Genomic DNA, 22,520 nt, shown 5'->3' on the forward strand with positions numbered 1-22,520 from the left:
CTAGCCCCGAATCTGTACGAATCAATGCCACCATTCCATGCCCTGTAATGTGGCGGTCGCAATAACGATGTAACGCAGAGTTTTGCCAATCGCCAGAAACAGCACAGTGGGTAGCCAGGCAAAACGCAACCAGCCTGCAAGCACGCAGAGCAAATCACCGACTACCGGCAACCAACTCAATAACAAAGCCGCCGGCCCAAGCCGCTGCAACCATGCCATTGCTGTTTCATGCCATCGCCCCTGACGTTTTAACGGCAATAAGCGACCCAAAATTATGTTGGTCAAGCCACCCAGGGTATTCCCTAACGATGCGACTCCAATCAACCCGTAAACTGATGCGCTTTTCGCGATCAGCAATGCAACCAACAGCGCCTCTGAGCTACCCGGAAGTAGCGTCGCACTAAGAAAGCTGCTGCTCAATAAAGACAGATATGCCAGCGTCTCGATCACAGCAGACGGACATCAACCACGGCCATACCTGCGGCTTTCGCTGCCTGTACGCCAAAATCTGCGTCTTCAAATACCACACAACGCGCCGGTTCAACGCCCAGTAATGCCGCACAGCGCAGAAACGTCTCGGGTTCCGGTTTGTGATGCTCGACGTCATCCGCCCCAACCACCGCCGAGAAGAGATCTCTGACACCCAGATGATTAAGAAGTGCATCTGCCATGGCGTGCTGGCTGCCGGTGCCAACAGCCAGTGGTCGACGTCCGTGATAAGCCTTAACGACGTCCATTAACGGAAGCGGCTGGACATTTTCCAGCAGCATCGCTTTCACTGCCGCCGTTTTTTCTGCGGCAAGCAGATAAGGATCGTGATCGGCGTTATTGGTTTCGACAATTAGCTGCGCCAGCCGCCATGATGGCGCACCATTGAAATCCATCATGCGCGCTTCATCAAACGTTAAGCCATAACGCGTCAGCACCTGACGCCACGCTTTTCGATGTGTCGGTTCTGTATCAAGAATAGTCCCGTCCATATCGAAAATCAGGGCGTCGTATTGATCGTAGATTGTCACAGAGGACCTCCAACAAATGAGCCACTACTTTAGCTGAATGTGCGTAGGTTGTCGCCAGGCGGGATGAACAGCAAATGCTTTGAAAGCATTAGCTATTTTAGTTTTCAGATAAAGGTGATCGTGATGGAAAGCCTGTAACCCTTCGAATTTCCAATGGTTTTAGCAGGAAAGCAGAACGTAAGCATTATGTTAAGAAAGCCGAAGTGCCTGCCATCCGGGACAGAAAGTTTACGTCGCGATAAACACGATATTCCTTACAAAATCAGCCTGATCGAGAGGAATTCAATACTATGTTTATGACTAAAACAGTTAAGTTGGCGTTCTGGATTGCGACGGTAAGGCTGGCTGTTACGCACCTGCTGCACCAGGACGGCGTTGAATGAAATACACGACGCCAATCCTTGCTTTTGCGTTTAGCACGCGTGGCGAGGTTGTGTGGACTGTCAGGTGGAGCGCAGAGAGAAGGCGTTTGAAGATTAATCGCGATACACCGGGAGGATGATTCGGCTCGCGCCTTACCCTTCGGGCCGTTGCTGACGCAACGCTGGTTCTGACTGGCAGACTGAATGGCTTACAGACCAGGAACACATGTTCGTACTGAAAAGTATGGTGCATCCGGGAGGATGATTCGGCTGACGCCTTACCCTTCGGGCCGTTGCTGTCGCAACGTTATCCTCCCTGGTTCTGACTGACAGGCTGAATGGCTTACAGACCAGGAACACATGTTCGTACTGAAAAGTATGGTGCATCCGGGAGGATTCGAACCTCCGACCGCTCGGTTCGTAGCCGAGTACTCTATCCAGCTGAGCTACGGATGCATTTAGAAAGCTTTATGGGACGGCAGAAGCCAGTCTGGGGATAATACGAAGAATGGTGCATCCGGGAGGATGATTCGGCTCGCGCCTTACCCTTCTGTCCGTTGCTGACGCAACGCTGGTTCTGACTGCCAGACTGATTGGCTTACAGACCAGGAACACATGTTCGTACTGAAAAGTATGGTGCATCCGGGAGGATTCGAACCTCCGACCGCTCGGTTCGTAGCCGAGTACTCTATCCAGCTGAGCTACGGATGCATTTAGAAATCTTTTATGGAACGGCAGAAATCAACCTGGGGATAATACGAAGAATGGTGTATCCGGGAGGATGATTCGGCTCGCGCCTTACCCTTCGGGCTATTGCTGTCGCAACGTTATCCTCCCTGGTTCTGACTGACAGATTAAATGTCTTACAGACCAGGAACACACGTCCATACTGGAAAGTATGGTGCATCCGGGAGGATTCGAACCTCCGACCGCTCGGTTCGTAGCCGAGTACTCTATCCAGCTGAGCTACGGATGCATTATGAAATTCTTGTACAACGCAGGGTGCTAACGACTCACCATGAAGGAATTGCTAATTCACTTTACAACTCTGTTCCGATACCGTTCTCTGCTGGCGTGTAGCCTTGCATCAACGTGTCCATATTCAACGATATGGTGCATCCGGGAGGATTCGAACCTCCGACCGCTCGGTTCGTAGCCGAGTACTCTATCCAGCTGAGCTACGGATGCATCGGAAATGGCGGTGAGGGAGGGATTCGAACCCTCGATACAGCTTTTGACCGTATACTCCCTTAGCAGGGGAGCGCCTTCAGCCTCTCGGCCACCTCACCTTACGCGTTCTTCCGAACTGTGCTTCTGAACTTTGTTTCCGCTCATCGGCACTGCGTGGCGCACATATTACTTTCCCGGACTTATAAGTCAAACAATTTTTCGGAAGGTTTTTTCTGTTTGCACAAATGACAGGCAATTGGGACAAAATGACGGCAAAAAGAGTGAATAATCAACAATGAAAGATGATGAAGTTAACAAAAATGGGCGATAAACAGAAAAAAGGAAATTAAGCGGCGGGAGGAAAAAGGGGAGCGTCTCGCACAGGTGCGAGACGCAGAATCTGTCAGACGTTAGTTTGTTGCGTTTTTTCGGCCTGGATGCGCTGGTAAATCTCTTCGCGATGCACAGACACTTCTTTGGGTGCGTTAACACCAATACGGACCTGGTTACCTTTGACGCCCAGCACCGTTACAGTCACCTCATCGCCAATCATGAGGGTTTCACCAACTCGACGAGTTAGAATAAGCATTCTTTGCTCCTTGAAAGATTAAAAGAGTCGGGCTCATACAGCTTCCCGGCGTTATCCATCACTTAACGCTGTACACAGGTTATGAGAAATACACCATTGCACATCAACGCGCCAATACATTCTGCTGATAAATAGTTTAGCCGAAATACGCTACATCAACCCGACTTTGTCACTAGCAAATTTAACACCGTATTAAAAAGCGCCGGAACACCAGTTCTGACGCTTGCTACGATGAATTATTTTATTTCATCACAGACGGCTCGAAACCCATCCTTCAACACCTGCCAGCGCACCTTTCAGTGCCGTAGCATCACTGCCACCTGCCTGCGCCATATCAGGTCGACCACCGCCTTTCCCGCCCACTTTCGGGGCAAGTTCAGCAATCAGCTCTCCCGCTTTTACGCGGTCGGTAAGATCTTTTGTTACGCCAGCAATCAATGACACTTTGCCCTCAGCGACAGTGGCCAGAACAATGATGGCTGAACCCAGCTGATTTTTAAGATCATCAACCATAGTGCGCAACATTTTCGGATCGGTGTTACTGAGCTCTGTCACCAGCAGCTTCGCGCCTTTCACATCAATGGCGTTGTTGCCAAGCTGGGCACTTTCCTGCGCCGCCTGCTGATCGCGCAACTGCTGTAATTCTTTTTCCAGCAACCGCACGTGATCAACCAACCCACGCACTTTGTCGTTCAGGTTACTGCTGTTGGCTTTCACCAACTGAGCAATGTCCTGTAACTGACTGCTCTGGGCATAAACCTGCGCCAGTGCTGCTTCACCCGTGACCGCTTCAATGCGGCGAATACCGGCTGCGCTACCCGATTCAGCCTGAATACGGAACAGACCAATATCCCCCGTACGTGCAGCGTGCGTACCACCACAGAGTTCAACAGAGAAATCGCCCATGGTCAGTACACGCACGCGTTGGTCATATTTCTCGCCAAACAGCGCCATTGCGCCTTTCGCCTTCGCCGCCTCAAGATCCATCACGTCGGTTTCTACCGGTAAGTTGCGACGGATTTGCGCGTTCACAATGTCTTCGACCTGACGAATCTCCTGAGGTTTCATGGCCTCAAAATGAGAGAAGTCAAAACGCAGGTATTTATCGTTAACCAGAGAGCCTTTCTGTGCGACGTGCTCACCCAGCACCTGACGCAATGCAGCGTGCATTAAGTGCGTTGCGGAGTGATTCAGACGGATACGTGCACGACGTGCTTCATCAACCACCGCCTCCACGCGGTCGCCAATGCGCAGCTGACCGCTGCTCACTTTGCCAATATGCCCAATTGCCTGGCCATATTTCTGCGTATCCTGAACCTGGAATTCAACGTTATTGCCTTTCAGCACACCGGTATCGCCAACCTGACCACCCGACTCGCCATAGAAAGGCGTTTCATCCAGCACTACCACCGCATCCTGCCCTGCCGAAACGGTGTCAACCGCTTCACCTGCGACGAACAGCCCTTTCACCGTCGCGGCCAGGTCCAGTTGGTCATAGCCTTTAAAGGATGAGGCCGCATCTGTGCGGATGACATTGCTGTAGTCAGCGCCAAAGCCGCTGGCTTCACGGGCCCGTTGACGCTGTTGTTCCATGGCTTTTTCAAAACCGGCTTCGTCAATTTTGAGATTACGCTCACGGCAGACATCGGCCGTTAAATCGGCAGGAAAACCAAAGGTATCGTACAAACGGAAGACAGTTTCACCATCCAGCGTATCGCCTTTCAGTTTAGCCAGTTCGTCATCAAGCAGGGCCAGGCCACGCTCCAGCGTTTTCGCAAACTGCTCTTCTTCGCTCTTCAGAACATTTTCAACCTGAGCCTGTTGGCGCTGCAGCTCTTCGCCAGCCGCCCCCATCACCTCAATCAGTGGCGCAACCAGTTTGTAGAAGAACGCCTCTTTCGCACCCAACATGTTGCCGTGACGCACTGCACGACGAATGATACGGCGCAGAACATAACCGCGGTTTTCGTTCGACGGGATCACGCCATCCGCAATCAGGAATGCACAGGAGCGGATATGATCGGCAATAACGCGCAACGACTTATTGCTCAGATCGGTCGCACCAGTGACCTCAGCAACCGCGTTAATCAGCTTCTGGAACAGATCGATTTCATAGTTGGAATTCACATGTTGCAGGACCGCCGTGATGCGTTCCAGCCCCATTCCGGTATCTACCGACGGCTTAGGTAATGGCAGCATGGTGCCATCCGCCTGACGGTTAAACTGCATGAAGACGATGTTCCAGATTTCGATGTAACGATCGCCGTCCTCTTCAGGACTGCCTGGCGGCCCGCCCCAGATATGATCGCCATGATCGTAGAAAATCTCGGTGCAGGGACCACAAGGACCCGTGTCCCCCATCTGCCAGAAGTTATCTGACGCGTAAGCACTGCCCTTGTTGTCGCCAATACGGATAATACGTTCGCGCGGAACACCAATATCATTGGCCCAGATGTCGAACGCTTCGTCATCGGTTTCATAGACAGTAACCCAAAGGCGCTCTTTCGGCAGCCTGAACCATTGGTCACCGGTCAGCAGTTCCCAGGCATAGGCAATGGCTTCTTTTTTGAAATAGTCGCCGAAGCTGAAGTTGCCCAGCATTTCAAAAAAGGTGTGATGGCGTGCGGTGTAACCGACGTTTTCAAGGTCGTTATGCTTCCCGCCCGCACGAACGCAACGCTGCGACGTGGTGGCGCGGGTATAGTCACGCTTGTCCTGACCGAGAAACACATCTTTAAACTGGTTCATTCCGGCGTTAGTAAACAGTAACGTCGGATCGTTGTTCGGTACCAGGGAGCTGCTTGCTACAACCTGATGTCCCTTACTATTGAAAAAGTCGAGAAACGCTTGACGGATCTCAGCAGTGCTCTTGCTCATATATATCCTGGAATCACGCTAACGAAAGGTCCTTCTTTATCAGGCGTACCGCGTTATCACGGCAGCAAGCTTAAGGAACCAAAAGGGGTAAGATAAATATTCTTCGGAGGGAAGTAAAATCACATCGGCCTTTAGTCGTCAAAATTTCTGAAAACCTGCTGAATATCTTCACTCAGAAAGCCTTTTGCATGCAGATAGCGTTGCACTTTTGCTTTTTCTTTCCATTCGGTCGGCAACGGATGGCCAAATTTCTTTTCTGCCAGTTCCGCTGCGCAGGCTGACCAGTCGATCTCCGTCTCTTCCATGGCGAGATCAATCGCATCACGGCTTATGCCCTTTTGCCCCAGCTCAAGCCGGATCCGTTGTGGGCCAAAGCCTTTACGGCTGCGGCTCTGAATAAATCGCTCTGTGAAGCGCTCATCGTTCAGCCAGCCATTTTCGCTGCACCAGTTGATGACCCTTTCCAACAGCTCGGGAGTGATAATTTCAGGTTCTTTTTGTTTTATCCACGCACTGCGCTGGGCAGATAACTGCAGTTTTTGTTTGAGCTCTTCGCGACTGTGATCGCGCTGACCCAGCAGGCGCATTGCCCGATCGAGCAGGCGTGAAAAAGAGATAACGTGTGGCTGAGGTTGTTCAGACATACTGCGCACCTTTAACAAACGGAAAGAGAGTATGGAGGCAGAGGAGGAAAGAGGAAAGGCAAGTGAGAGGTTAACGTCAAACGGGAGCAGATTTCTCTGCTCCCGTTTCAGGCATTAATAGTCTTCGTTTGCTTCGCTGGCTGCATTCTCAACGTCGTCAGCGGAGAAGTCCGCTGCGTCGTTTTGCTCAGCGCCGTTGAGCAACATGTCGCGCAGTTTCAGGTCAATTTCGTTCGCGACAGCCGCATTTTCCTTGAGGAAGTTGCTGGCGTTTGCCTTACCCTGACCAATTTTATCGCCTTTATAGCTGTACCAGGCACCCGCTTTTTCGATCAGCTTGTGCTTCACACCGAGGTCTACCAGCTCACCGAAGGTGTTGATCCCTTCGCCATACATGATCTGGAACTCAGCCTGCTTAAAGGGCGCGGCAATTTTGTTCTTAACCACTTTAACGCGGGTTTCACTACCGACGACGTTATCACCCTCTTTGATGGCGCCAATACGGCGGATATCAAGGCGAACTGACGCATAGAACTTCAGTGCATTACCGCCGGTAGTGGTTTCCGGGTTACCGAACATCACACCAATTTTCATACGAATCTGGTTGATGAAGATCAGCAGCGTATTCGACTGTTTCAGGTTACCGGCCAGCTTACGCATCGCCTGGCTCATCATACGCGCCGCCAGGCCCATATGTGAGTCACCGATTTCGCCTTCAATTTCGGCTTTTGGTGTCAGGGCAGCAACGGAGTCGACGATAATCACGTCAACGGCACCGGAGCGCGCCAGCGCGTCACAGATTTCCAGCGCCTGTTCACCCGTATCGGGCTGTGAACACAGCAGGTTATCGATATCAACGCCCAGTTTCTTGGCGTAGACCGGATCCAGTGCGTGTTCAGCATCGATAAAGGCACAGGTTTTACCTTTACGCTGTGCGGCGGCAATCACCTGCAGCGTCAGCGTGGTTTTACCCGAGGCTTCAGGACCGTAGATCTCGACGATACGGCCCATCGGCAATCCACCCGCACCTAATGCGATATCCAGTGACAGGGAGCCTGTTGAGATGGTTTCCACATCCATTGAGCGGTCTTCACCCAAGCGCATGATGGAGCCTTTACCAAATTGCTTCTCAATCTGGCCGAGCGCGGCAGCTAAAGCCTTCTGTTTGTTTTCATCAATTGCCATTTCTACTCCTAATCATGCCGGGTAAACACGCACACATGGTGCCTGTGCACTTTCTGTTGCGAATAATTATACTGTATAGTCATACAGTATCAAGTTTAATTTTTCAGAAATTTACTGGCCAATGTCTGCAGCGCCCAGGCAACCGACTGACGGCGCACCGCATCACGGTCACCGTCAAACTGCTGGCGAAAAGCCATGACAATATCGTCGGGGCCGGCAAAGCCAAACCACACCGTTCCCACGGGTTTGTCTTCACTGCCCCCCTCCGGGCCAGCAATGCCGCTCACGGAAATGGCGTAATCGGCCCGCGCCTGCTGCCGGGCACCGACAGCCATTTCGCGCACTACGGCTTCACTGACCGCGCCAGAGTGCGTCAGTGAGGCGGCACTGACGCCGACTAATTCCTGCTTGGCTTCATTACTGTAGGTCACGAATCCCCGTTCAAACCAGGCCGAGCTTCCACTGATGTCCGTAAACACCTTGGCGATCCAGCCGCCGGTGCAGGATTCGGCGCAGGTCACCGTAGCATTACGCTGCTTCAGCGCCTCACCAATCTGCGCACTCAACGTCTGCAACTGCGAATCATTCATTTTGTCGCTCCCTGTCAACGAGTACTGAACATGGTGCAAGCCCTGCCCTTTTTCAAGCGCCTGGGGTAAAGCAATGCAGAAATTGCGTGTGGCTATCCAGATATTTTAGCGATTACGTGTCGCCACCATGAAAAGCCGGGGAAACGCCAGTAAGACCTTGCCGTCCTGGCGCGCCGGATACGCGGTCATGAGGCACTGGTGATAGGCGGCCAGAAACTGTTCCTGTTCAGATACGCTAAGTGGCGCAAGAAACGGACGCAGCCCGGTGGCTTTCAACCAGTGGATGATGGCCTGGGCATTATCCATAACGTGATAATAGGTGGTCCGCCAGATATCAACGGCACACCCGGCCGTTGTCAGCACATCGTAATAGTGTTCAGTTGAAGGTAATCGCTTGCGCTCGGCCGCCTGCGCGCTGATTTTGTCACGCCACGGCCCGGAAGTGGCCACATCTCGCATTAACTGATGTGAAGGCTCATCCAGATTATCAGGCATCTGGACGGCCAGCGTACCGCCGGGTGCCAGCTGATTTACGAGATGTGGTAAGAGCGAAGAATGGCCGCCCAGCCACTGTAGCGAGGCATTCGCATAGATAACCTGCTGTGGAATCGCGGCCTGCCAGGTGGCGATATCAGCCTGAATAAATGCGCATTGTGGTAGACGTTCACGCGCCTGCTCCAGCATGGCAGCAGAACTGTCGAGGCCCGTAATCTGCGCCTGTGGCCAGGCATCGACAAGCAGTTCGGTACTGTTGCCGGGGCCGCACCCCAGATCGGTAACGAAACGGACATCTTCAACCCTGATTCTGGACAGTAATTCCTGAGCCGGTCGTGTTCTTTCGGCTTCGAACTTGCGATACAGCGTGGGATCCCAGTCTTGCATAACGTTTCACCTCTCATGCGCTCCGGACACACAGAACATAGACGTATAAATACGCATAAAGTGCCCGTTCAGGCAACAAAAGGGATAATGTCCGGGGAGCTGTGAACGGATTGTGGCAGGGCCGGTGAGTACCGGTAACGCATCAGGGCGACGTGAGGACACGTAAAATCGGGCGCACTGGGCGCCCAATACCATCAGTTCTTTTTGACAAACTCAGACTTCAGCTTCATCGGACCGAATCCGTCAATTTTACAATCGATATTGTGGTCGCCTTCTACCAGCCGGATACTCTTCACGCGGGTGCCAATCTTCAGCACAGAAGAGCTGCCCTTCACCTTGAGATCCTTGACAACCGTTACGCTGTCGCCATCTGCCAGTATATTGCCGTTAGCATCGCGAACGACCTGTTCCTGAGCGCTGTCGCTGCCTTCAGCTTGCGTCCAGATATGACCACATGACGGACAGTTTAGGTTCTCAGCATCCTGCCAGGTGTAATCAGCCTGGCAAACGGGACAAGCAGGTAAAGACATAACGACTCCAGATAATAACGGCGGCACAAAATACAGGGCCGCCATCATATAGCCTTACAGTTAATAAGGGTAGTATTAAAACAGCGAGCCCTTGCGCGCCTTGCTGACCGCTTCACCCAACTGCCACACAGCCATCGCATAATGCGTGCTGTTGTTATAACGCGTAATGGCATAGAAGTTAGGTAAACCGTACCAGTACTGATAACTGGTGCCTAAATCCAGCCGCAGTAGGCTGACCTGATCATTGCCGTCCAGCGGACCCTGGGGAGAAAGTCCTGACGCGGCCAGCGTACTGACGCTGTAACGGGTCTTAAAGCCATTCTCCAGCATCGGTGCCTGGCCGCTGGCCGGCACGGCCACATTCTCGCCAGGACGCCAGCCATTCTGCTGAAAATAGTGCGCGACGCTGCCTATCGCATCGACCGGATCCCATAAATTAATATGGCCATCACCATTGAAGTCGACAGCGTAAGCTTTGTAGGACGATGGCATGAACTGGCCATAGCCCATCGCACCGGCAAACGATCCTTTGAGATCGAGCGGATCGTCTTTTTCATCACGCGCCATCAGCAAAAAGGTTTCCAGTTCGCTGCTGAAATAGGCAGAACGGCGTGGATAATCAAAGGAAAGCGTAGCCAGTGCATCCAGAATACGGGTTTTGCCCATAACACGGCCCCAGCGCGTTTCGACGCCAATAATGCCGACGATAATTTCCGGCGGAACGCCATAGACCTGCTGCGCGCGCTGCAGAGCATCCTGATATTGATTCCAGAACGCCACGCCATTTTGTACGTTATCCGGCGTAATAAACTTATCGCGATAGCGGATCCAGGCCCCGTTAGGCCCACTTGGTGGTGTATACGAGGGAGCCTGGCGATCCATCAGACGCAGGACATAATCCAGTCGTTTTGCCTGGCCGATGATGGCGTGGAGTTGCTGACGGTCAAAGCCGTGCTTCGCCACCATTTTATCAATAAATTGTTCTGCAACAGGATTACTGGCGAAATCACCAAACATCGGTTGAACCGCATGTGCGGGTTCCAGTAAAAATCCGCCTTTCGGCGCAATCAGTTCCGCAGGAGGCTGCGGCTGCGAAGAGTGTGGCTTACTGCTACAGGCGGCAAGCAGGGCAAAAAGCGGAAGAAGAGCAAGCTTAGAACGCATTGGATATCCATATAACAAGCCAGACCAGGGATGTTAATGTTAATCGTTCAACAGGAAGACATACAAACGTGATCGTATAAAAAATCGCTTTTTTTACCGCTGCATCGGCACGTTTTGTGAAGTGGCCCGAACGCTGAGGCCTCCCTTTACTGACGCGCTTTCTGTCACCCTGCGGCTTTGTTAAGTTCATGACTCGCCGTGGCAACCCTGATGATGCAGAAGCCGTAAACTGGTAAGATTCCTGCACGGTACAGACATCCCTGTCTGTCTCTCTGTTAAACCACCGCCTTGACCGTGACGGGCAAAAGGAAGAGTCAACCTTGAGTAAAGATGAGATGAAAAAAGCAGAGCAAATGGACTTGAGCACCCATACGCCAATGATGCAGCAGTATTTACGCCTCAAGGCCGAGCATCCTGACATCCTGCTGTTTTATCGCATGGGCGATTTCTATGAGCTGTTTTACGACGATGCGAAACGCGCCTCTCAGTTATTAGACATTTCCTTAACCAAGCGCGGTGCCTCGGCGGGCGAACCGATCCCTATGGCCGGTGTCCCGCATCATGCGGTTGAAAATTATCTGGCGAGGCTGGTGCAACTCGGTGAGTCGGTCGCCATCTGTGAACAAATTGGCGACCCGGCGCTCAGCAAAGGGCCGGTCGAACGTAAGGTCGTCCGCATTGTTACCCCAGGCACGATCAGTGATGAGGCACTCTTGCAGGAGCGGCAGGATAACCTGCTGGCCGCTGTGGTGCACGGTGCGCGCGGCTATGGTTATGCCACGCTGGATATCAGTTCAGGCCGGTTTCGTCTGAGTGAGCCCATGGATCTGGAAACCATGGCAGCCGAACTGCAGCGAACCAATCCTGCCGAACTCCTTTATCCGGAAGATTTTTCGCCGATGTCGCTCATCGATCAGCGTCGTGGTCTGCGCCGTCGTCCCTTGTGGGAATTTGAAATTGATACCGCGCGTCAGCAGCTTACTTTGCAGTTTGGTACGCGGGATTTAAACGGTTTTGGTGTGGAGCAGGCCCATCTCGGCCTGCGCGCGGCGGGTTGTCTGCTGCAGTATGTCAAAGATACCCAACGGACCAGCCTGCCACATATCCGCGCCATCAGCATGGAACGTCAGCAGGACAGCATCATCATGGATGCCGCCACCCGACGTAATCTTGAAATTACCCAAAACCTTGCAGGCGGTACCGAGAACACCTTAGCCGCGGTGCTGGATAAAACCGTCACGCCAATGGGCAGCCGGATGCTAAAACGCTGGCTGCATATGCCGTTGCGTGACAGCAGCGTCATCGCGAAACGACAGGAATCAATCGCCGAGCTGCAGGCGCTGAGCGACGTGCTTCAGCCCGTTCTGCGCCAGGTCGGTGATTTAGAGCGTATTCTGGCCCGTCTGGCGCTACGCACGGCGCGTCCACGCGATCTGGCGCGCATGCGCCATGCGTTTCAGCAGTTGCCGGAACTCAACGATCTGCTGGCAAACGCCGGGTCCGCCCACCTGAAAACCCTGCGTACCCAGATAGGTGACTTTAGCGACCTGCGCACACTGCTTGAGCAGGCCGTTGTCGAATCCCCACCGGTATTAATCAGAGATGGCGGTGTGATCGCTCCGGGTTATCACGCTGAGCTGGACGAGTGGCGCGCCCTGGCGGATGGCGCGACGGATTATCTGGATCGCCTGGAGATCCGCGAACGTGAAAAACTCGGTCTGGACAGCCTGAAAGTCGGTTTTAACGGCGTGCACGGTTATTACATTCAGGTCAGCCGGGGTCAGAGCCATCAGGTGCCTATTCACTATGTCCGCCGTCAGACTCTTAAGAATGCTGAACGCTATATCATTCCCGAGCTGAAGGAGTATGAAGACAAGGTCCTGACGTCAAAAGGCAAAGCGCTGGCGCTGGAGAAAAGCCTGTATGAAGGCCTGTTTGATCTGCTGCTGCCGCACCTTGAAGCGTTACAGTTAAGTGCGGCGGCGCTGGCCGAACTGGATGTACTGTGTAACCTCGCGGAACGCGCATGGACGCTAAACTACTGCCGTCCCACGCTGCACGACAAGCCCGGGATTAAAATCACCGCCGGCCGCCATCCGGTAGTGGAGCAGGTCCTGAAAGAACCTTTTATCGCCAACCCGCTCTCGCTGGCACCACAACGCCGCATGTTGATCATCACAGGCCCGAATATGGGCGGTAAAAGTACCTATATGCGTCAGGCTGCGTTAATCGCGCTGATGGCCTGGATCGGCAGTTTCGTTCCCGCCGAAGAAGTGGTTATTGGTCCACTGGATCGTATCTTCACCCGTGTGGGCGCAGCAGATGATCTGGCCTCCGGCCGCTCGACATTTATGGTCGAAATGACGGAAACGGCCAATATTCTGCACAACGCGACAGAAAACAGCCTGGTCCTGATGGATGAAATCGGCCGCGGCACCTCTACGTATGACGGCTTGTCGCTTGCCTGGGCTTGTGCGGAAAACCTGGCGAACCGAATCAAAGCGATGACCCTGTTTGCAACGCACTACTTTGAACTGACGACCCTGCCTGAGAAACTGGAAGGCGTGGTTAACGTTCACCTGGATGCGGTAGAACATGGCGATACGATTGCGTTCATGCACAGTGTGCAGGACGGTGCCGCCAGTAAAAGCTACGGGCTGGCCGTGGCCGCGCTGGCCGGCGTGCCAAAAGAGGTGATTAAACGCGCGCGTAATAAGCTGAAAGAGCTCGAAACGGTTTCCAGTCAATCCGCAACGTCAAACGTTGACGGCTCGCAGTTGCCGTTGCTGGTGGAAGAAACGTCTCCCGCCGTAGAAGCGCTGGAAGCACTGGATCCCGATACGCTGACACCGCGCCAGGCGCTGGACTGGATTTACCGCCTTAAAGCACTGGTCTGATGACGGCCGCCCTTTCGCAGGGCGGCTAAGGACTTCCCGTTACGCGTTTCTCTGCGCCCGCTTTCTTTACCCCTGCTGGCGCATCCTTCTGCTACCGCTTTACGCGATTACAGGCTGATAAAGCAGTGTCATAATGCTGTCGTGTGCCTGTCGTGCTGCGATCGTGTTTCTGTCGACACTTACCGGCGATGCTGCAAACCGATTGTTTACTCTTTCGGAGACTCATTATGCGTAACCTGAACAACGTCAGAGAATATCGCCTCGCACGTGCCTGGTCACAGGAACAACTGGCGGAAATGGCCGGCCTCAGCACCCGAACCATACAGCGCATCGAAAACGGCGATCCGCCCAGCCTGGAAACATTGAGCGCACTGGCGGCCGTGTTTGAGATTAACGTGACCGATCTGACCGATGCCCCTGCGAATAACGGTGAAGCGCTGGACAGCTACATTTCTGACGCCCGCCAGCAGCTGGCTGCCGAGAGCCGGTTTTACCGTTCTCTGTTTAGCGCTGTAGTGGTATGCGCATTGCTGTATGTCCTGAACCACTTTACGGCGCCCAATGACCGCTGGTCACTCTGGGTCGCCGCCATTTGGGGCGCCTTACTGCTCGTCAGAGCATTGCGTCTGTTTATATTTAAGGATGCGATCCGCCGCTGGCAGCAAAAACGGCTGCAAAAATTATTGCGCAGGCAGGGCTAACTTCCGCCGGTTGCACATCGCTGTTACACCACACTGCGGGAAAAGCCTATGAACTGGTATCGTCAGGACGCGTTTGCTGTTCGTCTGGAATGGGGGATCCCGGCCATTGATCATCTTGCCGGGGACGTGGATATCATCGTGATTATTGACGTGATGTCCTTTTCTGCCTGTGTCAGCGTGGCAGTGGAGAACGGGGCGCGCGTCTATCCTTATCCCTGGAAAGATCACTCTGTCACGCAGTATGCGCAGTCCGTCGGTGCCATCGCGGCTAACAGCGACAGGCGATTCAGTGGCGAGGGCTACAGTCTGTCACCGCGAACGTTACTCAGTGTTCGTCCGGATGAAAAACTGGTGCTGCCCTCCCCTAATGGCTCCGCAACCTGCTTCAGGGCGCGGGAACGGGGCGTCCCCGTGCTGACAGGCTGCCTGAGAAACCTGACCGCAACGGCCGAAGCCTGCCGCGCCTTCAGCCGTATTCTGATTGTCCCCTGTGGCGAACGTTGGCCAGACGGGAGCCTTCGCCCCTGTATTGAGGATTATGTGGTAGCGGGGGGAATCATTGCCGCGCTGGCACAACGCACGCTTTCACCTGAAGCGCAGACCGCTGTCGCCGCCTGGCACGCTCATCAGTCCCAGAAGTTCGCGGCACTGTTTCACTGCGCGTCCGCAGTCGAGCTGATACAAAGAGGCTTTCCGGACGATGTGACACTTTGCCTGACAAAAGATGCCGCCCGTCAGCCCTGTTTTCTGACAGGGGAGTATTTTGCCGGACAGGCTTAAGCGTAAATAACAGACAAAAAAAGCGATGGGGGTTACCCATCGCTTTCTGTTGACGTGCCGTGTTCAGCTTATTCGCGGAACAGTGCTTCAATGCTGAGGCCCTGACCTTGCAGGATTTCGCGCAGACGGCGCAAACCTTCAACCTGAATCTGGCGCACACGCTCGCGGGTTAAACCGATCTCACGGCCAACATCCTCAAGCGTTGCCGCTTCATAGCCCAACAGGCCGAAACGACGAGCCAGCACTTCGCGCTGCTTGGCGTTCAGTTCGAACAGCCATTTAACGATACTTTGCTTCATATCGTCATCTTGCGTGGTATCTTCTGGGCCGTTGTCTTTTTCATCGGCCAGGATATCCAGCAGCGCTTTCTCAGAATCGCCCCCTAAAGGAGTATCAACTGAGGTAATACGTTCGTTGAGACGCAACATACGGCTTACGTCATCAACCGGTTTATCCAGTTGTTCTGCAATCTCTTCCGCACTCGGCTCGTGGTCGAGCTTGTGAGAAAGTTCACGCGCAGTACGCAGATAAACGTTCAATTCTTTCACAATGTGGATCGGCAAACGAATTGTCCGGGTCTGGTTCATGATTGCCCGTTCAATGGTCTGACGAATCCACCAGGTGGCATACGTTGAGAAACGGAATCCACGTTCTGGATCAAATTTCTCAACGGCGCGAATCAAGCCGAGGTTACCTTCCTCAATCAGGTCCAGCAGGGCCAGACCGCGATTGCTGTAACGTCGTGCAATCTTCACCACCAGTCGTAAGTTACTTTCGATCATGCGGCGACGAGAAGGAATATCACCTCGTAATGCCCGGCGAGCGAAGAGTACCTCTTCCTCGGCCGTCAGCAATGGAGAATAGCCAATCTCCCCAAGATAGAGCTGAGTAGCGTCAAGGACACGTTGCGTCGCACCCTGCGCCAGCAACTCCTCTTCTGCTACATCATTGTCGCCAGAGTCATTTTCGACGAGCGCCTTCTCATCAAAAATTTCTGCTCCATTCTCTTCGAATTCCGCATTCTCATGTAACTCGTTTACTTTCAGCGTATTCTGGCTCATAAGTGGCTCCTACCCGTGATTCCAGGGCAGACTCCAGAGGACTCTGCCGGATTATCGCTGCGGTAAATAACGCAACGGGTTTACGGATTTCCCCTTGTAACGAATTTCAAAGTGTAATCTAACTGAACTGGTTCCGGTGCTACCCATGGTAGCGATCTTTTGCCCAGCCTTAACTTCCTGTTGTTCCCGGACCAGCATTGTATCGTTGTGGGCGTAGGCACTCAGGTAATCATCATTGTGTTTGATGATGATTAAATTACCGTAACCACGAAGCGCGTTGCCTGCATAAACCACCCTTCCTGAAGCAGTGGCCACAACCGGCTGTCCGCGCGAACCTGCGATATCGATCCCTTTGTTACCACCCTCGGTGGCAGAGAAGTTATCGATGATCTTACCTTCGGTCGGCCAACGCCAGCTTCCAACAGGCGTTGAACTGTTTGTTGTACTGCTCACCGTCGGTGGTGCGGTAACGGCTGGAGCTGTTGTCGTTGCAACATTTGCTCCCTTCGAAGGCAACAATTTACTGCCATTCGAGTTACCTGAATCATCAGAATACGTAATAACAGGCTGCTGTGCAACAGGGGCCTGTTTTATTTGTGGTGCGGTGACGATGCCACTTTGTGATGCATCCGCCGCGGTAATCGCGTTGCCCCCGGTAATAGGCTGGCCGGAGCCGTTGTCGACCTGCAAGGTTTGCCCAACATTTAGGCTGTACGGTGGCTGTACGTTGTTGCGCTGCGCCAGATCGCGGAAGTCATTGCCGGTAATCCAGGCAATATAGAAGAGGGTATCGCCGCGTTTTACGGTGTACGTTTGTCCAGAATAGCTTCCTTTAGGAATATTCTGATAACTTCTGTTGTACACAATTCGCCCGTTCTGGGTTTCAACTTCATTACTTGTATTATTACCGGTACTAATGATTCCCGGCTTATTCTGCGGCACAGGCGTATTTCGGCTTAACATGCCGCCCTGCGATGGCATCGTCGGCACACCACTGGCAACAGGCGCAGTACCAGTGCTGGCCATATTACCGTTATCATTCATGCTGCTGCCGTCGCCGATATTACTTATTGGCGCTTGTGTATTGTCGCCTGAACTACAGCCTGCCAGCCAAAAACTTACCAGTGAAAGCGCCGCCAGACGGCGTAACTGAAAAATTGTGCTTCCCGTGCTCATTAATCCCCCGTGGTGGCAACCTTTAAAAACTGACTTTCTCTTTTCACCAGCACATTACACTGTGTGGCACGTTAAACGCTGTATTTTCGTTGAACTGACTGGATAGTAACAATATCAACTACCGTGTGCCATGAAACAGTTATTAAGAAATGCTAACACGGTCATCAGGCCAGATCGCCCTGAACCAGCGGGACGAAACGCACCGGCTCAATCGTTTCCTCGGTGATTTCACCGCCACGTCGGCGCAGGCGTTTAAGCACCTGCTGCTCTTCACCGACAGGTAGCACCATAATGCCACCTTCTGCCAGTTGTGCTATCAGCGCAGTCGGAATTTCGGGGGGCGCCGCCGTCACAATAATGGCATCGAAAGGCCCGCGCGAGGGCCAGCCCTGCCAGCCATCACCGTGGCGGGTAGAGACGTTATGTAAATCGAGCTGTTTCAGACGGCGCTTTGCATGCCACTGCAGACCTTTGATGCGTTCGACAGAGTAAACATGCTCAACCAGATGAGCCAGAATCGCGGTCTGATAACCAGAACCGGTCCCGATTTCCAGAACACGCGAGTGCACATCGAGCTCCAGCAGGGCGGTCATCCGCGCCACCATATAGGGCTGTGAAATCGTCTGGCCTGAGCCGATGGGGAGCGCCATGTTATCCCAGGCTTTGTGCTCAAAGGCCTCATCGATAAAGCGCTCACGCGGCACGTCGGCGATGGCTTTTAACAGGTGTTCGTCATGAATCCCCTGTTGACGCAGTTGCGCCAACAGTGTCTCGATACGCCGACTCACCATACCAGGTTTACCTCAGCGTTATCCAGCCAGCGACTCAGCACGTCCTGAGCCTTGTGCGCGGTGAGATCAACATGCAGCGCGGTGACGGACACATAACCTTCATCCACGGCGGCAAAATCAGTATCAGGGCCGGCATCCAGTTTTTCGCCCGGTGGTCCTATCCAGTACAGCGGATTGCCGCGCGGATCGGTTTGGGCAATCACCTGATCGGCCGGATGCCGACTGCCACAGCGCGTCACGCGAATGCCTTTCACCTCCGCCAGCGGCAGATCGGGCACATTGATGTTCAGTATGCGTCCGGTGCGCAGCGGCTCACGACTCAGCGCTTTTAGCAGCGCACAGGTTACCGCCGCCGCAGTGGCATAGTGCTCGTGACCATTGAGCGAAACCGCAATGGCGGGCAAACCCAGATGACGTCCCTCCATGGCCGCGGCCACCGTGCCGGAATAGATAACGTCATCACCCAGATTGGGGCCGGCATTGATCCCCGAGACCACAATATCGGGTCGGGGTTGCATCAGCGCGTTTACGCCCAAATACACGCAATCGGTGGGCGTGCCCATTTGCACCGCAATGTCCCCGTTTTCATGGGTAAAGGTGCGCAACGGGGTTTCCAGCGTCAATGAGTTGGAGGCACCACTGCGATTGCGATCCGGTGCCACCACCTGCACCTCGGCAAATTGACGCAAAGCCTTTGCCAGCGTCTGAATACCAGGCGCATGGATGCCATCATCGTTGCTGAGCAATATCCGCATTTAATTCTGACCTTTTCTGTTCAACCGGGTCGCCGTAATAAGGACCTGTTTTGAAGCATGGCAACAGGTTATGACTGGACAGCGACTTTTGCATTCTAGCGGTGAGCGAGAGGAAGTGGTAGACGAAAATAAAACGCACAGGCAGGAAAAAGGTAACACATTTGCTTGAAAGGAAAGATTTCGTGCGATGCTGGCCCCCTGCTACGCCGCCCATTGTGCACGCCAGCGCGTCCCTCACCCGCGCGACTGGCCAGGTGAGGACGTGGCTTATTCGTCAGGTAAATCCGCTGTGTCGTCAGTGATGACCAGCTCTCTGACCACGCTGGTGGCAAAGCTGCCCGCCGGTAACCAGAACTGCAACGTCAGGGTGGCGTCATCCAGCCACTGCCAGTGCAAATCGCGCGGCACCACCAGCATGGCACGCCGGCTGGCCTCCACCCGTTCACGCACCAGCAGCGCGCGCAGTTCTACCGCATCCGCCAGACAGTGCTCTTCGAACGCCAGCGCGTCGCCCTGTGGCCCCGCCTCGCCTTTTCCGGGCAAGGGTGCCGTGATACGCAACGCATGCTGATCCACGCGCGCCTGCAACGCCTCCCTTTCCTCGGGCTGGGCGACAAACCAACTGCCACGCCCGGTAAGCTGCAATGCATCCCCGTTCATGACCTGAGTCAGGCTACCCTGCTGCTGCAAACGCAGACTGGTGACCTGATTGAATAACGCACTGCGTGCAGCAGAGAGCATCAGGCCACGTTTATTGCGGTCACGTATCTGGATTTCCTGACGCGCCAGTTTCAACGCCGTCTGCAGATTGTTGCCGTTGCGCCCAAAGCGTTGCTCGCCAAAATAATTAGGCACACCGCGTTCACGAATCTGCTTAAGGCGGGCCTCGACGTCATCACGCTGGCTGACCTGTCGTATGGTCAACCGAAAGGCGTTTCCGGCCAGCGCGCCGACGCGCAATTTGCGCTTATGACGCACAACCTCAAGGATTTCGACGCCTTCTGATGCAAAGCCTGTCAGGTTGGGCATCGCATTGCCCGGCACACGGAAGCAGAGTGTTTGCTCAGTCACGGCGTGGCGGTCTTTCATGCCGGCATAACTGAGGTCGCGGGCAGGAATTTTCATAAATTTTGCCAGGGCTTCGGCAACAAAACGCGTATTGGCACCCGTTTTACGAATGCGCACCAGCACATGCTCACCTTCACCGTCAGGGCGATACCCCAGGTCTTCCTTCACCTCGAAGTCTTCCGGGCGGGCTTTAATTACGCCCGTCGCGCCAGGCACACCGTGGAGGTACTGCAACGTCATGCCGACTCCGTTTTCAGCAGCAACGCGACCGCTTCACAGGCAATGCCTTCGCCGCGTCCGGTGAACCCGAGCTTTTCCGTCGTGGTGGCTTTAACGTTCACCTGGTCCATATGGCAACCCAGATCCTCAGCAATATTGATGCGCATCTGGGGTACATGCGGCAGCATTTTAGGTGCCTGAGCGATAATCGTGACGTCCACGTTACCGATGCGATAGCCTTTCGCCGCAATACGGCGCCAGGCTTCCCGCAGCAAACCGCGGCTGTCTGCGCCTTTGAACGCCGGATCGGTATCCGGGAACAGCTTGCCTATATCGCCCATTGCCACCGCGCCCAGTAAGGCATCGGTCAGAGCATGCAGTGCCACGTCGCCATCCGAATGGGCGATAAAACCATACTCAAATGGAATTCGCACACCGCCAATCACCAGCGGACCTTCTCCACCGAAAGCGTGAACGTCAAAACCGTGACCGATACGCATCATGCGCTCTCCTTTGACTGAATCTGACTAAGATAAAAAGCCGCCAGGGCTAAGTCTTCCGGGCGGGTAACTTTAATATTATCGCTGCGACCTGTGACCAGCTCAGGATGGTAGCCACAATATTCCAGTGCCGAGGCTTCATCGGTAATGATCGCGCCCTCGTTCAAGGCGCGGGTCAGGCAGGCGGTAAGGAGCGCGTGGGGAAAAAGTTGCGGCGTCAGGGCATGCCACAGATGGTCACGTTCGACCGTATGCGCAATCGCTGACTGGCCGGGTTCCCCCCGCTTCATGGTGTCACAGACCGGTGCCGCCAGAATGCCACCCGTTTTGCTCTTTCCTGGTAACTGCAGCAGGCGGTCCAGATCATCCGGATGCAGACACGGGCGCGCGGCATCGTGCACTAACACCCAGTGCGCGCCCTGCGCCGCCTGTAATCCCGCCAGCACCGACTCGGCACGCGTTTCGCCGCCGGTCACGCGCACAACACGCGGATCGCTGGCCAGCGGCAAACGGGCAAAGTGATTATCGTCAGGGCTTAACGCGACGATGACCTGAGAAACCGCGGGATGGGAGAACAGACGCGCAATACTGTGTTCCAGAAGTGTGTGCTGACCAATCGTCAGATACTGTTTGGGACAGGTTGCCTGCATGCGGCTGCCGATACCGGCAGCGGGCACCACGGCAATCACATCCGCAGAGTGGGACTGATTGTTCATGTTTTATCGTTGTTGGTTTTGCGCAGCTTGTTGCGCGTTGCGTTTGTTCTGGTCAGGCACCAGACGATAGAAGGTTTCACCCGGCTTAATCATGCCTAATTCACTGCGTGCGCGTTCCTCGATCGCTTCAGAGCCGCCATTGAGATCGTCAATTTCGGCAAATAGTTGATCGTTACGCATTTTAAGTTTGGCGTTTGTCGCCTTTTGTACCGCCACGTCATCGCTGACGCGCGTAAAATCATGGATACCATTCTTGCCTAACCACAAGGAATATTGCAGCCAGCCAAGCAGCACCAGTAGCAGTAACGTCAGTTTTCCCATCCCGCCCCCTAAAAACGGCTCAATCATCCCATAACTTTACTCAGGACTCCACACTGGCAGCGAAAATGCCTGCTAATGCCGTTCGCCTGAGCAAAAAAGGAGAAGAATGAGAAGGCACAAGACCGGAAAACTTTTGTAACCTGCTGGTGCGTTTAGACATCAACGCCGTTACCAGCGTGACAGAAACAGGAACAGTATCCAGAACTGGAGGGCGACAGCGATAACGCATATCAGGGAGGTCCATATCCATTGTCCACGCAGCCAGGTACTCAGTACCATGCCCGTCAGGACGGAAACCGGAAACAGCGCCAGGAAAAAGGGCCACGTGTAGAGAAAGAAAAACAGCGTACTGGAGCCGTACAACAGGAAAGGAATGGCCAGCGCACACCAGTAACATACGAAACCAATGATGCCACCCGGTAATACCGAACGCGGTTCATCAGGCGTACGTGAGTCTTTGCGTGCCAGCATGGGGGTTATATTCTGCATAAATATCCTGTCAACGCGAAGGCGGCAAAACGGA

22 protein-coding genes and 5 tRNA genes are annotated in these 22,520 nt (G+C 53.9%); 3 read left to right on the plus strand and 24 right to left on the minus strand.

Annotation, left to right across the window (positions count from 1 at the left end; translation table 11 throughout):
• Positions 1-21: 21 nt before the first annotated feature.
• The 15 genes from C7433_RS13085 to mltB form a co-directional block, all read right to left on the minus strand.
• Positions 22-450 (minus strand): YqaA family protein, encoded by a 429-nt coding sequence (locus C7433_RS13085; protein ID WP_110268336.1) that lies wholly within the window; start codon positions 448-450, stop codon positions 22-24.
• On the minus strand, positions 447-1,013 hold the full coding sequence (yqaB, locus tag C7433_RS13090; protein WP_044242548.1) for a fructose-1-phosphate/6-phosphogluconate phosphatase: 567 nt from the start codon (positions 1,011-1,013) through the stop codon (positions 447-449). Before yqaB ends, C7433_RS13085 begins: the two co-directional genes overlap by 4 nt.
• 747 nt (positions 1,014-1,760) lie before the next feature.
• Positions 1,761-1,837 (minus strand) — tRNA-Arg (locus C7433_RS13095).
• 178 nt (positions 1,838-2,015) lie between these two features.
• Positions 2,016-2,092 (minus strand) — tRNA-Arg (locus C7433_RS13100).
• A gap of 188 nt (positions 2,093-2,280) precedes the next feature.
• Positions 2,281-2,357: transfer RNA gene (locus C7433_RS13105), tRNA-Arg, on the minus strand.
• Positions 2,358-2,492: 135 nt separating this feature from the next.
• A tRNA-Arg gene (locus tag C7433_RS13110) sits at positions 2,493-2,569 on the minus strand.
• A gap of 8 nt (positions 2,570-2,577) precedes the next feature.
• A tRNA-Ser gene (locus tag C7433_RS13115) sits at positions 2,578-2,670 on the minus strand.
• Between the two features lie 284 nt (positions 2,671-2,954).
• On the minus strand, positions 2,955-3,140 hold the full coding sequence (csrA, locus tag C7433_RS13120; protein ID WP_006120718.1) for a carbon storage regulator CsrA: 186 nt from the start codon (positions 3,138-3,140) through the stop codon (positions 2,955-2,957).
• Positions 3,141-3,389: 249 nt separating this feature from the next.
• Positions 3,390-6,017: an alanine--tRNA ligase gene (gene alaS / locus C7433_RS13125; protein WP_110268337.1), complete on the minus strand. Its 2,628-nt coding sequence runs from the start codon at positions 6,015-6,017 to the stop codon at positions 3,390-3,392.
• 131 nt (positions 6,018-6,148) lie between these two features.
• Positions 6,149-6,661: a regulatory protein RecX gene (locus C7433_RS13130; RefSeq protein ID WP_080752857.1), complete on the minus strand. Its 513-nt coding sequence runs from the start codon at positions 6,659-6,661 to the stop codon at positions 6,149-6,151.
• Between the two features lie 114 nt (positions 6,662-6,775).
• Positions 6,776-7,846, minus strand: a complete 1,071-nt coding sequence (gene recA / locus C7433_RS13135; protein WP_006120721.1) for a recombinase RecA — start codon at positions 7,844-7,846, stop codon at positions 6,776-6,778.
• A 95-nt stretch (positions 7,847-7,941) separates the two neighbouring features.
• Positions 7,942-8,436 carry a nicotinamide-nucleotide amidase gene (pncC, locus tag C7433_RS13140; protein WP_058708937.1) on the minus strand — a complete coding sequence of 165 codons (495 nt, stop codon included), beginning with the start codon at positions 8,434-8,436 and terminating at the stop codon, positions 7,942-7,944.
• A gap of 105 nt (positions 8,437-8,541) precedes the next feature.
• A complete protein-coding gene (gene tam, locus C7433_RS13145; RefSeq protein ID WP_033739528.1) occupies positions 8,542-9,318 on the minus strand; it encodes a trans-aconitate 2-methyltransferase in 777 nt (258 codons plus the stop codon).
• Positions 9,319-9,512: 194 nt separating this feature from the next.
• Positions 9,513-9,848, minus strand: coding sequence for a zinc ribbon domain-containing protein YjdM (locus tag C7433_RS13150; RefSeq protein ID WP_006120723.1), 336 nt, complete (start codon positions 9,846-9,848; stop codon positions 9,513-9,515).
• A 75-nt stretch (positions 9,849-9,923) separates the two neighbouring features.
• The gene (mltB, locus tag C7433_RS13155; protein WP_039338335.1) at positions 9,924-11,012 is read right to left on the minus strand and encodes a lytic murein transglycosylase B; all 1,089 of its coding nucleotides are present in this window, start codon (positions 11,010-11,012) and stop codon (positions 9,924-9,926) included.
• A gap of 335 nt (positions 11,013-11,347) precedes the next feature.
• On the opposite strand from mltB, the gene mutS reads away from it, so the two are divergent.
• From mutS to C7433_RS13170, 3 genes are all read left to right on the plus strand, one after another.
• On the plus strand, positions 11,348-13,909 hold the full coding sequence (mutS, locus tag C7433_RS13160) for a DNA mismatch repair protein MutS (RefSeq protein WP_199227861.1): 2,562 nt from the start codon (positions 11,348-11,350) through the stop codon (positions 13,907-13,909).
• 227 nt (positions 13,910-14,136) lie between these two features.
• On the plus strand, positions 14,137-14,610 hold the full coding sequence (locus C7433_RS13165) for a helix-turn-helix domain-containing protein (protein ID WP_033739674.1): 474 nt from the start codon (positions 14,137-14,139) through the stop codon (positions 14,608-14,610).
• A gap of 48 nt (positions 14,611-14,658) precedes the next feature.
• Positions 14,659-15,390: a 2-phosphosulfolactate phosphatase gene (locus C7433_RS13170; protein WP_110268338.1), complete on the plus strand. Its 732-nt coding sequence runs from the start codon at positions 14,659-14,661 to the stop codon at positions 15,388-15,390.
• Between the two features lie 68 nt (positions 15,391-15,458).
• On the opposite strand, the gene rpoS is transcribed toward C7433_RS13170, so the two are convergent.
• The 9 genes from rpoS to C7433_RS13215 form a co-directional block, all read right to left on the minus strand.
• Positions 15,459-16,451, minus strand: a complete 993-nt coding sequence (gene rpoS, locus C7433_RS13175) for an RNA polymerase sigma factor RpoS (RefSeq protein WP_006120728.1) — start codon at positions 16,449-16,451, stop codon at positions 15,459-15,461.
• A gap of 51 nt (positions 16,452-16,502) precedes the next feature.
• Positions 16,503-17,627, minus strand: a complete 1,125-nt coding sequence (gene nlpD / locus C7433_RS13180) for a murein hydrolase activator NlpD (protein WP_033739535.1) — start codon at positions 17,625-17,627, stop codon at positions 16,503-16,505.
• Positions 17,628-17,791: 164 nt separating this feature from the next.
• Positions 17,792-18,418, minus strand: coding sequence for a protein-L-isoaspartate(D-aspartate) O-methyltransferase (locus C7433_RS13185; RefSeq protein ID WP_006120730.1), 627 nt, complete (start codon positions 18,416-18,418; stop codon positions 17,792-17,794).
• Positions 18,412-19,173: a 5'/3'-nucleotidase SurE gene (surE, locus tag C7433_RS13190; protein ID WP_006120731.1), complete on the minus strand. Its 762-nt coding sequence runs from the start codon at positions 19,171-19,173 to the stop codon at positions 18,412-18,414. Before surE ends, C7433_RS13185 begins: the two co-directional genes overlap by 7 nt.
• A 267-nt stretch (positions 19,174-19,440) precedes the next feature.
• The gene (gene truD / locus C7433_RS13195) at positions 19,441-20,481 is read right to left on the minus strand and encodes a tRNA pseudouridine(13) synthase TruD (protein WP_058708940.1); all 1,041 of its coding nucleotides are present in this window, start codon (positions 20,479-20,481) and stop codon (positions 19,441-19,443) included.
• Entirely contained in the window at positions 20,478-20,960 is a 483-nt protein-coding gene (gene ispF / locus C7433_RS13200; RefSeq protein ID WP_006120733.1) for a 2-C-methyl-D-erythritol 2,4-cyclodiphosphate synthase, read from the minus strand. Before ispF ends, truD begins: the two co-directional genes overlap by 4 nt.
• Positions 20,960-21,676, minus strand: coding sequence for a 2-C-methyl-D-erythritol 4-phosphate cytidylyltransferase (gene ispD, locus C7433_RS13205; protein ID WP_006120734.1), 717 nt, complete (start codon positions 21,674-21,676; stop codon positions 20,960-20,962). Before ispD ends, ispF begins: the two co-directional genes overlap by 1 nt.
• Positions 21,677-21,679: 3 nt before the next feature.
• Positions 21,680-21,997, minus strand: coding sequence for a cell division protein FtsB (gene ftsB, locus C7433_RS13210; RefSeq protein ID WP_006120735.1), 318 nt, complete (start codon positions 21,995-21,997; stop codon positions 21,680-21,682).
• 168 nt (positions 21,998-22,165) lie between these two features.
• Positions 22,166-22,486 (minus strand): DUF3561 family protein, encoded by a 321-nt coding sequence (locus C7433_RS13215; protein WP_006120736.1) that lies wholly within the window; start codon positions 22,484-22,486, stop codon positions 22,166-22,168.
• Positions 22,487-22,520 lie beyond the last annotated feature (34 nt).

Source organism: Pantoea sp. PNA 03-3, from assembly GCF_003201175.1.
Classification (GTDB): Bacteria; Pseudomonadota; Gammaproteobacteria; order Enterobacterales; family Enterobacteriaceae; genus Pantoea; species Pantoea stewartii.

What these genes read in the sequence shown, in the direction of transcription:
- csrA (WP_006120718.1), bottom strand. Translation starts at nt 3,140, where the DNA reads ATGCTTATTCTAACTCGTCGAGTTGGTGAAACCCTCATGATTGGCGAT.
- alaS (WP_110268337.1), bottom strand. Translation starts at nt 6,017, where the DNA reads ATGAGCAAGAGCACTGCTGAGATCCGTCAAGCGTTTCTCGACTTTTTC.
- C7433_RS13130 (WP_080752857.1), bottom strand. Translation starts at nt 6,661, where the DNA reads ATGTCTGAACAACCTCAGCCACACGTTATCTCTTTTTCACGCCTGCTC.
- recA (WP_006120721.1), bottom strand. Translation starts at nt 7,846, where the DNA reads ATGGCAATTGATGAAAACAAACAGAAGGCTTTAGCTGCCGCGCTCGGC.
- pncC (WP_058708937.1), bottom strand. Translation starts at nt 8,436, where the DNA reads ATGAATGATTCGCAGTTGCAGACGTTGAGTGCGCAGATTGGTGAGGCG.
- tam (WP_033739528.1), bottom strand. Translation starts at nt 9,318, where the DNA reads ATGCAAGACTGGGATCCCACGCTGTATCGCAAGTTCGAAGCCGAAAGA.
- C7433_RS13150 (WP_006120723.1), bottom strand. Translation starts at nt 9,848, where the DNA reads ATGTCTTTACCTGCTTGTCCCGTTTGCCAGGCTGATTACACCTGGCAG.
- mltB (WP_039338335.1), bottom strand. Translation starts at nt 11,012, where the DNA reads ATGCGTTCTAAGCTTGCTCTTCTTCCGCTTTTTGCCCTGCTTGCCGCC.
- mutS (WP_199227861.1), top strand. Translation starts at nt 11,348, where the DNA reads ATGAAAAAAGCAGAGCAAATGGACTTGAGCACCCATACGCCAATGATG.
- C7433_RS13165 (WP_033739674.1), top strand. Translation starts at nt 14,137, where the DNA reads ATGCGTAACCTGAACAACGTCAGAGAATATCGCCTCGCACGTGCCTGG.
- C7433_RS13170 (WP_110268338.1), top strand. Translation starts at nt 14,659, where the DNA reads ATGAACTGGTATCGTCAGGACGCGTTTGCTGTTCGTCTGGAATGGGGG.
- rpoS (WP_006120728.1), bottom strand. Translation starts at nt 16,451, where the DNA reads ATGAGCCAGAATACGCTGAAAGTAAACGAGTTACATGAGAATGCGGAA.
- nlpD (WP_033739535.1), bottom strand. Translation starts at nt 17,627, where the DNA reads ATGAGCACGGGAAGCACAATTTTTCAGTTACGCCGTCTGGCGGCGCTT.
- C7433_RS13185 (WP_006120730.1), bottom strand. Translation starts at nt 18,418, where the DNA reads ATGGTGAGTCGGCGTATCGAGACACTGTTGGCGCAACTGCGTCAACAG.
- surE (WP_006120731.1), bottom strand. Translation starts at nt 19,173, where the DNA reads ATGCGGATATTGCTCAGCAACGATGATGGCATCCATGCGCCTGGTATT.
- truD (WP_058708940.1), bottom strand. Translation starts at nt 20,481, where the DNA reads ATGACGTTGCAGTACCTCCACGGTGTGCCTGGCGCGACGGGCGTAATT.
- ispF (WP_006120733.1), bottom strand. Translation starts at nt 20,960, where the DNA reads ATGCGTATCGGTCACGGTTTTGACGTTCACGCTTTCGGTGGAGAAGGT.
- ispD (WP_006120734.1), bottom strand. Translation starts at nt 21,676, where the DNA reads ATGAACAATCAGTCCCACTCTGCGGATGTGATTGCCGTGGTGCCCGCT.
- ftsB (WP_006120735.1), bottom strand. Translation starts at nt 21,997, where the DNA reads ATGGGAAAACTGACGTTACTGCTACTGGTGCTGCTTGGCTGGCTGCAA.
- C7433_RS13215 (WP_006120736.1), bottom strand. Translation starts at nt 22,486, where the DNA reads ATGCAGAATATAACCCCCATGCTGGCACGCAAAGACTCACGTACGCCT.